13 protein-coding genes are annotated in these 13,488 nt (G+C 69.9%); 11 read left to right on the plus strand and 2 right to left on the minus strand.

What is annotated here, in order from left to right:
• The coding region (locus ELQ90_RS12120) for an HNH endonuclease (RefSeq protein WP_133425023.1) at nt 1-221 on the plus strand (221 nt) is incomplete at its 5' end.
• Between the two features lie 47 nt (nt 222-268).
• Here ELQ90_RS12120 and ELQ90_RS12125 read toward each other — a convergent pair.
• Both ELQ90_RS12125 and ELQ90_RS12130 read right to left on the minus strand, forming a co-directional pair.
• Entirely contained in the window at nt 269-718 is a 450-nt protein-coding gene (locus tag ELQ90_RS12125) for a GNAT family acetyltransferase (RefSeq protein WP_128495560.1), read from the minus strand.
• 255 nt (nt 719-973) lie between these two features.
• Nucleotides 974-2,134: a glycosyltransferase family 4 protein gene (locus tag ELQ90_RS12130; protein WP_128495561.1), complete on the minus strand. Its 1,161-nt coding sequence runs from the start codon at nt 2,132-2,134 to the stop codon at nt 974-976.
• A gap of 175 nt (nt 2,135-2,309) precedes the next feature.
• On the opposite strand from ELQ90_RS12130, the gene ELQ90_RS12135 reads away from it, so the two are divergent.
• The 10 genes from ELQ90_RS12135 to ELQ90_RS12180 all read left to right on the plus strand — a co-directional run bounded on the left by ELQ90_RS12135 (nt 2,310) and on the right by ELQ90_RS12180 (nt 13,484).
• Nucleotides 2,310-3,365, plus strand: coding sequence for an LLM class flavin-dependent oxidoreductase (locus ELQ90_RS12135; protein WP_128495562.1), 1,056 nt, complete (start codon nt 2,310-2,312; stop codon nt 3,363-3,365).
• A 119-nt stretch (nt 3,366-3,484) separates the two neighbouring features.
• Nucleotides 3,485-4,381 (plus strand): hypothetical protein, encoded by an 897-nt coding sequence (locus tag ELQ90_RS12140; RefSeq protein WP_128495563.1) that lies wholly within the window; start codon nt 3,485-3,487, stop codon nt 4,379-4,381.
• Entirely contained in the window at nt 4,382-6,019 is a 1,638-nt protein-coding gene (locus ELQ90_RS12145) for an AAA family ATPase (RefSeq protein ID WP_128495564.1), read from the plus strand.
• Complete coding sequence (locus ELQ90_RS17035) at nt 5,994-6,452, plus strand: DUF2997 domain-containing protein (protein ID WP_243696160.1); 459 nt, start codon at nt 5,994-5,996, stop codon at nt 6,450-6,452. Before ELQ90_RS12145 ends, ELQ90_RS17035 begins: the two co-directional genes overlap by 26 nt.
• Nucleotides 6,436-7,176, plus strand: coding sequence for a 4Fe-4S single cluster domain-containing protein (locus ELQ90_RS12155; protein ID WP_128495565.1), 741 nt, complete (start codon nt 6,436-6,438; stop codon nt 7,174-7,176). The genes ELQ90_RS17035 and ELQ90_RS12155 overlap by 17 nt, the downstream gene beginning before the upstream one ends.
• The gene (locus ELQ90_RS12160; protein WP_128495566.1) at nt 7,173-7,685 is read left to right on the plus strand and encodes a hypothetical protein; all 513 of its coding nucleotides are present in this window, start codon (nt 7,173-7,175) and stop codon (nt 7,683-7,685) included. The genes ELQ90_RS12155 and ELQ90_RS12160 overlap by 4 nt, the downstream gene beginning before the upstream one ends.
• A gap of 2 nt (nt 7,686-7,687) precedes the next feature.
• Entirely contained in the window at nt 7,688-8,533 is an 846-nt protein-coding gene (locus ELQ90_RS12165; RefSeq protein WP_128495567.1) for a ComEA family DNA-binding protein, read from the plus strand.
• A gap of 105 nt (nt 8,534-8,638) precedes the next feature.
• Nucleotides 8,639-12,361 carry an AAA family ATPase gene (locus tag ELQ90_RS12170; RefSeq protein WP_243696161.1) on the plus strand — a complete coding sequence of 1,241 codons (3,723 nt, stop codon included), beginning with the start codon at nt 8,639-8,641 and terminating at the stop codon, nt 12,359-12,361.
• Nucleotides 12,345-12,593 (plus strand): hypothetical protein, encoded by a 249-nt coding sequence (locus ELQ90_RS12175; protein ID WP_128495569.1) that lies wholly within the window; start codon nt 12,345-12,347, stop codon nt 12,591-12,593. Before ELQ90_RS12170 ends, ELQ90_RS12175 begins: the two co-directional genes overlap by 17 nt.
• 87 nt (nt 12,594-12,680) lie before the next feature.
• Nucleotides 12,681-13,484: a class I SAM-dependent methyltransferase gene (locus tag ELQ90_RS12180; protein WP_128495570.1), complete on the plus strand. Its 804-nt coding sequence runs from the start codon at nt 12,681-12,683 to the stop codon at nt 13,482-13,484.
• Nucleotides 13,485-13,488 lie beyond the last annotated feature (4 nt).

Consider the following 13,488-nt stretch of genomic DNA (forward strand, 5'->3'; position numbering starts at 1 on the left):
GCTGGTGCGAAGTCCACCACGTCACCCCGCACCGGCACGGCGGCCGAACTCACGTCGACAACGGAGTGCTCCTGTGTTGGGGACACCACCAGAAGATCGACTCCGGACCCTGGCGCCTCAGCATGCCCGACGGAGTCCCACACGTCCGCGGACCCGGACACCACGAATGGACCCACGTCACGAAAACACGCGGACGACCACCACTCGCGGCCACCGGCTAGCGCCCTCAGGGGAGAGGCGCCGCCACGTCATCGTAACCGTGGCGCCGTCAGTCGGGAATGATCCGCTTCCCCATGCTCACAGAGCCGTCGGCGGCGTATCCGAGGGTCTCGTAGAAGCGCATTGCGGCGCTGTTGTCGGCACGGACCTGCAGATTCACCTTGGGGCAGCCGAGCGCTTCCAGCTGAGTCTCCGCCTCCGAGACGAGGAGACGACCGAAACCGCGGCCACGGTGCGCCGGATCGACGGCGAGGTAATTGAGCCATCCGCGGTGGCCCTCGTACCCGGCCATGAGGGTCGCGACCAGCGCGCCGCCGTCATCCGGGGCCGCCGTACCGTCCGGCGCCGCGGCCTCGCCGACGAGGAACAGTTCCGGCTGCACCGTGAGCTTCCGCTCGATGTCGCGCAGGGGGTCGTTCCACGGTCGCGTCAGCCCGCACGCCTCCCACAGGGAGACGACGGCGTCGGTGTCGGAGCGCTGGAACGAACGGATACGCATCCGTTCAGTCTGCCAGCATGACTCCCACCGGAAGGTCGGTCTGTCGCCGGCCCAGAGCCCGTGAGCCCAGAGCGCAGAGCCCGTGAACCCCAGAGCCCCGTGAGCGCAAAGCCCCGTGAACCCCAGAGCCCCGTGAGCGCAAAGCCCCGTGAACCCCAGAGAGCCCCGTGAGCGCAAAGCCCCGGGAGCCGAGAGTCCCGTGAGGAGAGACAGCCGGGCGGAGGTCCCTGGCCCGGTATGTTCCTCGGACCGACGCTACGCGCGACCGGATCGGCGGCGCCGCGGCACCCGGATGGTGGATCCGGACGCGAGTTCGATCGCGTCGCTGTAGTGCCCGACGAGGGCGCCGGTGACGCTCTTCCAGGTGCGGGTCCGCACGGCCTCGCGCGCCGCACGGCCGAAGGCCGCCCTCTTGCCGTCATCGCCGACGAGGTCGCGCACGGCGTCGGCCATCCCGGCGAGATCCCCGGGTGTGTAGAGCCAGCCGGTGCGGCTCGAGTCGACGAGGTCGACGGGTCCGCCTCGCCCGGTCGCGACGACCGGCACGCCCGAGGCCATGGCTTCCTGGATCGTCTGACAGAACGTCTCCGACTCCCCGGGGTGGACGAAGACGTCGAGGCTCGCCATGACCGTCGCGAGATCGTCACCGCCGAGGAATCCTGTGAAGTGTGCCTTCGGGAGGAGTCGACGGAGCGACGGACCGATCGGACCGTCGCCGACGATCACGAGGCGAGTGCCCGGAACCTCGGAGAGGGCCGCCAGATCCTCGAGCTGCTTCTCGGCGGCGAGGCGACCGACGTAACCGACGAGGCGCTCGCCGTTCGGCGCGACAGACCGGCGCCACTCCTCGGAGCGTCGTGCCGGATCGAAGCGCTCGGCGTCGACCCCGCGTACCCAGAGACGCACGCGATCGATGTTCCGCTCCTCGAGCTGGCGGATCGCGGCGCTCGACGGGGCGAGCGTGAGCGTCGATTGCGAGTGGATGCGGTCGACGTGCTGCCAGAGCAGCTCCTCCGCGTAGGGGATGCCGTAGCGCGCCGCATACGCCGGGATCTCGGTCTGGTACACGGCGACGGTCGGGAGCGCGAGCGTCTGAGCCGCGAGGAGTCCGCGCCACCCGAGCACGAACGGCGACGCGAGGTGCACGACGTCGGGCCGGAAGCGGTCGAGCGTCGTGATGAGTCGACGCGACCCGCCCGGCGCGACGCGCACGCTGGGATACCGGGGGAGCGTGAACGACGGCACCTGGTCGACGCGCACCCCCGCGTGCTCCTCGGGGGTGAGGCGCCCGCTGCGCGCGGCGATCACGATCATCTCGTCACCGCGCTCGGTGAGATGCTCCATCACGCGCAGCAGCGAGTGAGTCACCCCGTTCATGTGAGGGAGGAAGGATTCGGCGACGATCGCGATCCGCATGAGAAAACCCTCGCCGACGGGCACGACGATTGGGTGAGCGCGAGGCGGACGGGAGATGACGACCGGGTGACATGCTCGTGACACGGACCGAGGAATACCGAGACCATGGCGACGGTTCCCCTCCTCAGATAGATTCAACTGAATAGAACGAGGGATGGGGAAGAGGATGAGCGCGATGGCGAAAAAGCTCGAACTGGGCCTGGACACGTTCGGCGATGTGAGCGTCGATGCCTCGGGGGAGACGCTGTCGCACGCGCAGGTCCTCCGCAATCTCGTGGAGGAAGCGCGTCTCGCCGACAGCCTCGGCCTCGACTACTTCGGGATCGGCGAGCACCACCGCGTGGACTTCGCGGTGTCCGCCCCCGAGGTTCTGCTCGCCGCGATCGCCGCGCAGACGGAGCGCATCCACCTCGGTACGGCGGTGACGGTCCTGAGTTCCGACGATCCCATCCGCGTCTTCCAGCGGTTCGCGACCCTCGACGCCGTGTCGAACGGCCGGGCGGAGATCATCCTCGGCCGCGGATCGTTCACCGAGTCGTTCCCGCTCTTCGGCTTCGAGCTCTCGCAGTACGAGGAGCTTTTCGAGGAGAAACTGCAGCTCTTCGCGGAGGTTCGCAAGCAGGAGCCCATCACGTGGACCGGCAACACGCGTGCCCCGCTATCGAACCAGTCGGTCTACCCGCCGATCGAGAACGGCCTCCTGAAGACGTGGATCGGCGTCGGCGGCAGCCCGGAGTCGGTCGTTCGCGCGGCGCACTACGGCTTCCCCCTCATGCTCGCGATCATCGGGGGAGAGCCGCACCGTTTCGCCCCGTTCGTCAAGCTGTACAAGCAAGCGCTCGAACAGTTCGGCCAGCCGCTGCAGCCCGTGGGCGTGCACTCGCCCGGCCACGTCTCGGACACGGACGAGCAGGCCAAGGACGAGCTCTGGCCGCACTACCGCGTGCTCCTCGACCGGATCGGCCGGGAGCGCGGCTGGCCGCCCATTACACGCGAACGGTTCGAGGCGGAGGCGGGGCCCGAGGGAGCGCTCTTCGTCGGCTCGCCCGAGACGGTCGCGACGAAGATCGCACGGGCCGCGAAGCTGCTCGAGCTCGACCGCTTCGACCTCAAGTACGCGAACGGCACCATGCCGCACGAGAATCTCATGCACAGCATCGAGCTGTACGGCTCCGAGGTCGCGCCGCGCGTTCGCGAGCTCCTCGGCGCCGAGGAGTTCGTCAACAGCTAGGCGTCCCCAGGAGTGGGGACCGCTCCCCATCACGACACTCGTCGGGCTCTCGATAGGGTGGCGAGTGCGCCCGTGATCGCCGCGAAGGCGCGTCGATCGTGCCGTCGGGGGTGGGTGCTGTGAGTTCGGGACAGTCCGTCGAGCCCGGCGGCGTCACGTCGGCCGACGCGCGCCGCAGCATCGCCCGCTTCCAGGGTGTGGCGTGGACGATCGGGGCCATCGTCATGGCGGTCATCGCCTTCGGGACGTTCGCGCGACTCGAGTGGAACGCCGACACGGGGACCCTGCGGGACACCGCGGACGGCAACTCCTACGGCGACTACCCGTGGTTCGACGAGACCCTCCCGGAGATGGAACTCATCGACGGCGGCGGTTACGAGTACTACTCGGGAACCGGCAACGCGGTCATCCGCGTCGACGACGTGACGACGGAGCCGCTGCAGGTGACCCAGGTGAGCGATGTCTACGTCGACCTCCACATGACCGAGAGCGGCGACATCGACCCGGAGACCGTCCTCCCGGAGGCCGAGTGGCCGCTCGACGTGGGGAGCCCCCAACCGGAGCTGCCCGTCGTGGTGTTCCCCTACGAGGGGACACTCGAACTCTGGGTGACGTCCGACGATCCGTGGACGCTCCAGATCGACGAGCTCGACGCCGAGGAGATCACGGACGTCGTCTCCGGCCAGGGAAACGCCCTCCTCCTCTACCGCGGCAGCGCCGTCAGCGCGCTCTTCGAGTTCGCGGGCGATGGCATCTTCTTCGTCACCGCTTACACCCGCGAAGAGGGCCAGGAGTCCATCATCATCGAGAGCGACCCCCTCAAGGAACGGCACTCGTGGTCGCCCTCGGACGTCGTCGTCCTGAGCATCGAGTCCGACGCCGAGCGGGGGGCCTGGGTCGTCGACATCGACGATTACGCGGACGAGGAATCGACGACGCGGACAACGACGCCCACCTCGTCGACCCCGCCGGATCCCGACGATACGACGCCCCCCACCGAGCAGGAGACCCCCTAGATGCCCGATTTCGCGAAGACCCTCGACCAGGCGTTCAAGGCGCGGTTGCCCCTCCTCTACATCGAGACGAGCGAGGAGGAACGGGTCGTTCAGGAGATCGGCCGGGCGGCCGGTGAGCTCCGCCACCCCCGCCAGGTGTGGACGTGGTCGTCGGCGAGCGGGCTCGTGTCCCCGGAGTCGAAGGTCATCGCGAACACGACGAACCCCGCCCGTGCCCTCGAGCACGCTCTGGGTGTGACGGAGAACGCGGTCTTCGTCTTCTGCGATCTGCACGCCTACTTCGGGTCGGAGGCCCGGCCCGGTGACCCCGCCGTCATTCGCACGGTGCGCGAGGCCGTCATCGACTTCCGTCACGGCGACCTCGGGCGAGCCCTCATCGTGACGGCGCCCGTCCGTGTCATCCCGCCCGAGCTCGACAAGCTCACCAACCTCGTCGAGTTCCCCCTTCCGGCTCGGGAGGACCTCGCGTGGCTGCTCGAGACGATGATCGAGAACAACACGTCGGGGAGCAGCCGGATCCGGCTCACGGCTTCGGCAGCCGATCGCGAGAAGATGGTGCAGGCGGCACTGGGGCTCACGATGGCGGAGGCCGAGAACGCCTTCGCCCGTGCCATGGTCGACGACGGGGCGCTCACGTCCGACGACATCGACGTCATCGTCGACGAGAAGCGGCAGACCGTTCGAAAGGCGGGTCTCCTCGACTTCGTCGACGGAGGGCTCGACCTCGACCAGGTCGGCGGCCTCAACAACCTCAAGCGCTGGCTCTCACGGCGCGACGGCTCGTGGCTCGCCGAGGCCGAGGCGTTCGGACTGCCAGCGCCGAAGGGAGTGCTCATCACGGGCGTCCCCGGTTGCGGCAAGTCGCTCACGGCGAAGGCGACGGCGGCGTCATGGGACATCCCGCTCCTGCGCCTCGACATCGGTCGGATCTTCGCGGGACTCGTGGGCTCGTCGGAGCAGAACCTCCGCACGGCGATCGCGACCGCCGAGGCCGTCGCGCCCTGCATCCTCTGGGTCGACGAGATCGAGAAGGGGTTCTCGAACACGACGGGCACGGGTGACTCCGGTACGACCGCTCGCGTCTTCGGGTACTTCCTCACGTGGTTGCAGGAGAAGAGCAAGCCGGTCTTCGTCGTCGCGACGGCGAACAACATCGATTCCCTGCCGCCCGAGTTCCTGCGGAAGGGCCGCTTCGACGAGATCTTCTTCGTGGACCTGCCGACGGCGCACGAGCGCGACGCGATCTGGCGCATCCAGCTCGGCTCGCAAGCGACGCCCGCCAACGGACTCACGGCGATCGCGGCCGACGACGCCGCGATCGCCCGATTGAGCGCAGCGAGCGACGAGTACTCGGGAGCGGAGATCGAGCAGGCCGTCGTGGTCGCGATGTACGAGGCGTACGCGGCTGGCCGGGCTGTCACGGTCGAGGACCTCGAGCACGCGGTCTCCTCGATGATCCCGCTCGCCGTCACCCAGTCGGAGGAGGTCGCCGGCATCCGGAGTTGGGCGGCTCTGCGCGCCGTGCGCGCGACGGGCAGCGAGGACGCCGACCCCGTCGACGAGACGGCGGCGCCCGGTGTGCCCGCGACCGGTTCCGACCTCGCGAGGCGACGTGGCGGACGGACGGTGGACTTCTGATGAACGCGACGGCGATGACGACCGCGACGACGACGGCGATGACGACCGCGACGACAACGACCGTGGCCCGGACGACCAGGACCGTGGCCCGGACGACCAGGACCGTGGCCCGGACGACCAGGACCATGAGCCGGACGACCAGGACCATGACCCGGACGACGGCGAGCGGGACCACCGTGACCGGGACGACGGTGGGGGCGGGGAGACGCTGATGGCGGAGAAGAGACTCGTCGTGCAGGTGCGGGCCGATGGAACGGTCCACGCGGAGACGTTCGGCATGCAGGGGCCGGAGTGCCTCGACTACATCGCCGTGCTCGAGAACATGCTCGAGGCGGAGACGACCGAGTCCGCGTTCACCGAGGACTACTACCGCTCGAGCGTCGGCCAGGACGACTCCGTGATCACCGAGGACCGCGATGCGCTCGGTCGCTGAGCTCTTCGCGCGACCGATCCCCGCGCACGAGTCGGGGGAGACGCTCCGCTGGTCGCGCTTCCTCGCATCGACGATCGCCGAGGGACCCGGCCGTCGATCGGCGCTGTGGGTGCAGGGGTGCTCCATCCGGTGTCCCGGGTGCTTCAACCCGCACCTGTGGGCCGCAGCCGGCGCCCGTCTCGACTCCACGGAGGACGTCGCCCGCGACCTCGTCGCCCGATCGGTTGCGGCGGGCGTCGAAGGCGTCACGCTCCTCGGGGGCGAGCCGTTCGATCAGGCCGCGGCGCTCGCCGAGGTCGCGGCGGCCTACCGCTCGGCGGGTCTCACCGTCATGACCTTCAGCGGCTACACCCTCGACGCGCTCTCGGAGTGGGCGCTCGAACGGTCCGACATCGCCGCGTTGCTCGCGGCGACCGATCTCCTCGTGGACGGACCGTACCTCCGCGATCGGCCCGACGCCCGTCGGCCCTGGCTCGGATCCACGAACCAGGGCATCCGGGCGCTGACGCCGGCGTACACCGAGACGGTCGCGGCCATCGAGGCCGCTGCGGCCCTCGGCGCCGTCGCCGCGGCGGCGGAGTCCGGCGACCGCGTGGAGATCCGCATCTCGGTCGACGGCCGGATCGACGTCAACGGCTGGGCGGACGACGCCGCCCTCGCCGCCCTGTTCGACGACCTCGGAGCCCGCGCAGACGGCCCGCTCCGGAAGGAGAAGAACCGATGAGTGTCACGATCCTCTTGATTCCTGCTGCGCTCGCTGCGGCCTCCCTCGCGGGCGGCACGGGACTCACGGCCGCATTGGCGGCGCGGCGCGAGGGACGGCAGGGCGGCTCGCCGACCGACGACTCCGTCGGAACCGCCGTGAGCGTCAGCACCCGGATGAAGGACAGCGGCCTGCTCGACGCGGCCCTCGCCGACATCGGAGCCGTCGACGTCGTCGTCGGCGAGAGCGATGTCACGGCCACCGTCGACGGCCACGTCCTCGCGATGACGCTGACCGATGAGGACGTGTGGGAGGCCCACTTCTCGCGCGACGGCGGAGTCGACGCGGACGCGTCGATCGCGGAGGACGTCATCGCGCGGCTCGACGCCGCCTACGCGCGGCGCGTCCAGGCGGCCGTCGCCGATCGCATCCGCGCCCGCGCCGACTCCGCCGGTTTCGAGCTCGTCTCGGAATCGCGTGACGAAGACGCGACCGTCACGATGGTGCTCAACGTGCGTCAAGGCGGCTGACGGTGACGACGACCACGACGAACCGGCGGAGGGTCGAGGGCGACGCGCCGTCGCTGCGCTGGCTCGTCTTCGCGAGCGTCTGGCTCGTCCTCGTGCTCCTGCCGGGCGGAGTCATGACGTGGCTCGGTTTCGCGTTCATCGGCTTCGCCGTGCTCCGACCCGTCTGGATCGCCGCGGCCGTCGCCTACTTCAGCGCGACCGTGACCTTCTCGAGCGATGCGTGGGGCGCGTGGGGCATCGTGCTCAACGGCGCACTGTGGGTTCTGGGAATCGGGCACGGTCTCGCGGCCAACCGCCGGTGGCTCAGCACGCTGTGGGGGCGGCGTGAGCGCGGTGAGCGACTGTTCGGTCGCGGAGGCCGCCCTCGCACCGTCACGCGGTCGCGCCGACGCGCCCGATCGGGGGCGGACGTGCCCGCCGAGGCGGCCGCGCTCTTCGAGGGCGACGGCACCCTCGGCTCCGACTACCTCGCCGACGGGCCGAGCGCGTCGAGCGCGATCGGCCGGGGACGGGAATCCTCGACACGTGCGGCGACACCGGCTCAGCCGAAAACCCGTCGACCGTCGACACGCTCGCGTTCCCGGGCCGGCGAAAATGCGCTGCCGGAGGCTCCCGTCGACGTCAACACGGCGACGCAGAAGGAGCTGCAGTCCCTTCCGGGGATGACGCGTCAGCGGGCCAAGGGCGTCGTGAAGGAGCGCGATCGCCTCGGCGGATTCCGGTCGATCGATCAGTTCGCGACCGTCGCGGCCCTGCAGCCGCACGAACTCGTCCGGCTCACGCCTGCGCTCGAGTGCTCGCCGCGACCGCGGGCGCCGCGCACGTTCGGACGCCGGGTCGAGTTGTAGATCGCGACCCAATCGGCAACGCGTCGGCGCGGATTACCGGGAATCCGGGCGAGACACGCCTATGGTGGCCGTGTGTGGAGGCTAGATCGACGAAACGATGACGGCGTGCTCGAGAACGAGGGCGTCGCCGGAGGCGACGACGTGCTCGGTCCCAACACGACCCAGCCGCACGACCTCTCCCTCGGCGACCCCACGGTGACCGTGGCGAACATCGCCGACCGGACGCGCGAGCAGTGGCGAGCCGAGCTCGCCGACGTCGGCGGGCGGTCGCCGCTCCTGCACTTCGTGGACGCCGCGCACACGGCCATCGAGTTGAGCGCGACCCACCCGGGCGGCCTGCCGCAGTTCATCACGGGCAAGTCGACGCTCTTGTCGAACCTGATCCGCGACGAGGTCGCGCTGCGGCGCGCGAAGGTCTCCGCCGACCTCATCACGTCGAAGGGCATCGAACTCCGCAGCGTGCGCGGCATCGGCGCGGTGCATCTCGCCGTCGGTCTCGCGCACTGGCGGAAGGACGGTGAGGACTTCTGTGCCCCGGTCCTCCTCCGGCCGCTCGCCATCCGCCGCTACGGCAACGACTTCGAGTTGAAGCTCACGGGCACGACCGTGCTCAACCCCGAGCTCGCGCGGGCGCTCCGCGAACAGTTCGGCATCACGCTCGACGCGACGGCTTTCGAGGCCCTCGCCCACGCCGGCGACGTCTTCAAGCCTCAGCCCGTGATCGACCGCTTGCGCGGACTCACCTCGCACCTCGACTGGTTCAACGTGCAGCCGCGACTCGTCGTCTCGTCGTTCGCCGACGCGAGCGCCGGACTCATCGAGGACGCTCGCTCGCTCGACCACCCGGTGCTCGACGCTCTCGCCGGCAACCCGGGTTCGCGTCGACTCATCGAGGGGATGAGCTCGCCGGTCGACCCCGTGCCGCAGGACGAGCGGCCCCCGACCACCGACACGCTCCTCCTCGACGCCGACTCCGAGCAGGAGAACGTCATCGCGCAGATCGTGGCCGGCCAGTCGATCGTCGTGCGCACGCTCCCGGGTACCGGCGGCACGCAGACGATCGTCAACGCGCTCGGTGAACTCGTGTCGAAGCACAAGCGCGTCCTCGTCGTGAGCCCCCGCCGGTCGAGCCTCGACGGCATGCGACACCGCTTCACGGGCGTCGGGCTGCCCGGCCTCGCCGCGCACCCCGCGACGCTCCGCCGCGACCTCGTCACGGCGATCTCCCGCAACGAGAAGGCGAAGGCGCCGCGCGTCTCCGACGTCGACGACGCGCTCGTCCGGCTGCGCAAGGTGCTGCTCGACTACCGCTCGTCCCTCGTATCGATCGACCACATGCTCGGGGTCTCCGTCGTCGACGCGCTCGACGCCCTGACGGCACTCGCGAACAAGCCGGAACCGCCGTCGACGGCCGCGCGTCTCAGCATGGATTCGATCGCGCGCCTCGCACAGGGCCGCGACGAGACCGCTCGTGCGCTCGCGCACGCTGCGGCGCTCGGCGAGTTCCAGTACGGTCCGGGCGACTCCCCGTGGTACGGCGCGCACTTCGCCACGACGGCCGACGCGAAGGCCACCCACGAGCTCGCCAAGAAGCTCAACCGCAGCGACCTCCCGCGACTCCTCGAGCGCGGGTACGAACTCATCGGGCAGACGCGCATGCGCCCGTTCGAGACGCTCGAGGAGCTCGGCATCTACTTGCGCCTCCTCCTCGACGTCCGGGAGACACTCGACAAGTTCGTGCCGTCCGTCTTCGACCGCTCGCTCGCCGAGCTCATCGCCGCCACCGACTCGCGACGCGAGTCGCCGGGGATGTCCTCGGCGAACCGCCGCCGCTTGAAGAAGCTCGCGAAGGAGTACGTCCGCCCGGGCGTGCACATCTCGGACCTCAACGCCGCGCTGCGTCGTGTTCAGCAGCAGCGCATCCTCTGGCAGCGCTACGTCGACGCGGGCGTCACCCCCGAAGTGCCCCTCGGCATCGCCGACGTGCAGGTCGCGTACCAGCGCGTCGTCGCCGATCTCGGAGCCCTCGACGCGCCGCTCGGCAGGGAAGCCGAGGCCGACCGTCTCGTCGCCGCGCCGGTCCGGGAACTCGTCCGCATGATGTCGGGCCTCGCCGCCGAGTCGCAGGTCATGGACAATCTCCAGGAGCGCACGACCCTCATCGCGGAGCTGCGCGAGAAAGGTCTCCACGACCTCCTCGTCGATCTGTCGAGCCGCCACGTGCCCGAGCACCTCGTCGCCGACGAGCTCGAGCTCGCGTGGTGGCAGTCGGTCCTCGAGAACGCGCTGTCGAACGACAAGGCGCTGCTCGGCGCGAACACCCAGGTCATCGACCGGCTCGAGTCCGACTTCCGTCTCGTGGACGAAGCGCACGCATCAGCGTCCGGCGCGATCCTCGCCGGCATGCTCGCCGACATGTGGAAGATCGGTCTCGTCGACTGGCCGGACGAGGCCCACGCCCTGCGCACGCTGTTGCGGGGCGACGGCACCGTGACGCCGGCGGACGTCGAGAGCGCCGCGCCGCACCTCGCTCGCTCGCTTTCTCCCATCTGGGCGATGTCGCCGTACGACGTGCCGTCGCTCCCGGACTCGCTGCGATTCGATGCGGTGTTCCTGCTCGACGGGGGAGCGACGCTCCTCTCGGAGAACGTCGGCGCGATCCGTCGTGCCAAGCAGGTCGTCGTCTTCGGCGACCCCGTGACGCAGAGTCCCACGCCCTTCCAGATCGCCGTCGGCGCTCAGGACGAGACGGCGGCCGACGCGGACGTCGACGTCGACGAGCTCGCGAGCCGCTCGGCCTTCGCCCGCCTCGGCGAACTCCTCCCGGGTCTCGGCCTCACCCGCAGCTACCGCGCGGGCGGCGAGGACCTCGCGGAACTCGTGAACCAGCGCTTCTACGGCGGGGAGATCGACTCGTTGCCGTGGGCCGGTTCGTTCCTCGGTCACGGATCTCTCACCCTCGATTACGTCGCGAACGGCCACGGCATGCCCGACCCCGTCACGGGGACGGTCGAGTCGGTCGATCCCGAGGTCGCGCGGGTCGTGAGCCTCGTGCTCGAACACGCCACCAACCGTCCCCGTGAGTCGCTCATGGTCGTCACGGCGAGCGAGAAGCACGCGTCACGCGTCCACCAGGCGGTGCTCGACGCCTTCTCGCGTCGGAGCGACCTCTCGGAGTTCATCCTGCGGGAGCGGGCCGAGCCCTTCACCGTGCTCACGCTCGAGCAGTCGGAGGCGGAGAGTCGCGATCGCGTCATCTTCTCGCTCGGCTTCGGCGTCACGCCGCACGGCCGCGTGCTGTCGACGTTCGGCGCGCTCGGTCGACCGGGAGGTGATCGCCTGCTCGCCGTCGGGATGACGCGGGCCCGGCGGTCGATGGTCATCGTCTCGTGCATCCGGCCGGAGGACATCGACCCGGAGCGCATGCAGTACGGCATCGTCGCTCTCGCGCAGATCCTCCGCGAGCCGCCGCGACGCGACCCCCGGCCGCCCGCGACCGAGGGGGCGCAGCCGATGCTCATCGACCTCGCCGAACGCCTCTACCGCTACGGCCTCAACGTGGAGATCGGGTACCGCGGATCGATCGCGCTCGTCGCCGCCTACGGGTCGAAGGCCGTCGCGATCGAATCGGACCCCGAGGTCGGTCTCGAGTCGCTGCGTGAATCGTTGCGATTGCGACCCGACGTGCTCCGCCGGCTCGGCTGGCACTACGTGCGCGTGCACAGCTTCGACCTCTTCGCCGATCCCGAGGCCGTGGCGCGCAACATCATGTCGATCCTCGGCGCTCCCGTCCCGGAAGGCTCCACTCCGAGTGCCCAGTTCTCCTGAGGCGCCGCGTGAGGGCGAGGGCGAGGGCGGGGACGAGGGCGAGTCCACTCCGCGTCAGCTCATCCGTCGCGTTGCGGGCTCCCGTCGCGCGCGACTCGAACCGGCGCCCGGAACCGACCCGTCGCCCGATGCGCCGCGCCGGGGTGACGCCCCTTCCTCCGCCGATTCCACGCCCGGTCCGCGCGGCGAGAACGACGACCGATTGCGGCAGGACGTTCCGCCGCACTGGTGAGCGGGTGTATACATTGAGGACGCCGCACGGCGCAGCGCACCGGGAGGGACGGGCGACCACAGGTCAACATCGCTGAGAGGCAGCCCGATGCAGTTCTCACCGTCCGCCGTCGCGTGGACAAACGCTGAACACTACGAGCCGTACATCGGCCGGTGGAGTCGACTCGTCGCCCCGAGCTTCGTCGACTGGATCGACGTCCCTCCGGAGGCGCGCTGGCTCGAGACGGGGTGCGGGACGGGTGCGCTCACGTCCTCGATCCTGGAGCACGCGCGACCGTCGTCGGTGCTCGCGACCGATACGTCCCAGCACTACCTCGACCACGCTCGTCGGCTCGAGCACGATCCCGTTGTGGACTTCCGCCTCGAGAGCGCCGAGCACGTCGGCCTTCCCGACGCTTCGGTCGACGTCGCGGTCTCGGCGCTCGTCCTCAACGTCCTCGCGGACCCCGCGGTCGCTCTCGCCGAGTCCCGGCGTGTGACGCGCTCAGGGGGAACGGTCGGTGCATACGTGTGGGACTACTCGTACCCGCTGTCCGCGATACGGATCTTCTGGGACACGGCGATCCTGCTCGACCCGATCGCGCGGCGACTCCACGAGGGGCGTCGGTTCGCCTCCTGGAGTGCGAGCGAGCTGGCCCGGCGCTTCCGCGGGTCCGGTTTCGCCGACGTCGAGTTGGTGGACATCGAGATCGAGACGACGTTCGCCGACTTCAGCGACTACTGGGAACCGATGCTCGGAGGTCAAGGGCCGGCACCGACCTACATCGCATCCCTCGAACCGGGAGCCGTCGACACCCTGCGGTCGGCCGTCTACCGGCAGCTGCCGTTCGAGGACGACGGGTCGATCCGCTTGCGATCGCGTGCGTTCGCCGTGCAATCTCTCGTCCGCTGAGCGA

It is taken from the genome of Labedella phragmitis, from assembly GCF_004078635.1.
Lineage (GTDB): Bacteria > Actinomycetota > Actinomycetes > Actinomycetales > Microbacteriaceae > Labedella > Labedella phragmitis.

What these genes read in the sequence shown, in the direction of transcription:
- ELQ90_RS12125 (WP_128495560.1), bottom strand. Translation starts at nt 718, where the DNA reads ATGCGTATCCGTTCGTTCCAGCGCTCCGACACCGACGCCGTCGTCTCC.
- ELQ90_RS12130 (WP_128495561.1), bottom strand. Translation starts at nt 2,134, where the DNA reads ATGCGGATCGCGATCGTCGCCGAATCCTTCCTCCCTCACATGAACGGG.
- ELQ90_RS12135 (WP_128495562.1), top strand. Translation starts at nt 2,310, where the DNA reads ATGGCGAAAAAGCTCGAACTGGGCCTGGACACGTTCGGCGATGTGAGC.
- ELQ90_RS12145 (WP_128495564.1), top strand. Translation starts at nt 4,382, where the DNA reads ATGCCCGATTTCGCGAAGACCCTCGACCAGGCGTTCAAGGCGCGGTTG.
- ELQ90_RS12155 (WP_128495565.1), top strand. Translation starts at nt 6,436, where the DNA reads ATGCGCTCGGTCGCTGAGCTCTTCGCGCGACCGATCCCCGCGCACGAG.
- ELQ90_RS12160 (WP_128495566.1), top strand. Translation starts at nt 7,173, where the DNA reads ATGAGTGTCACGATCCTCTTGATTCCTGCTGCGCTCGCTGCGGCCTCC.
- ELQ90_RS12180 (WP_128495570.1), top strand. Translation starts at nt 12,681, where the DNA reads ATGCAGTTCTCACCGTCCGCCGTCGCGTGGACAAACGCTGAACACTAC.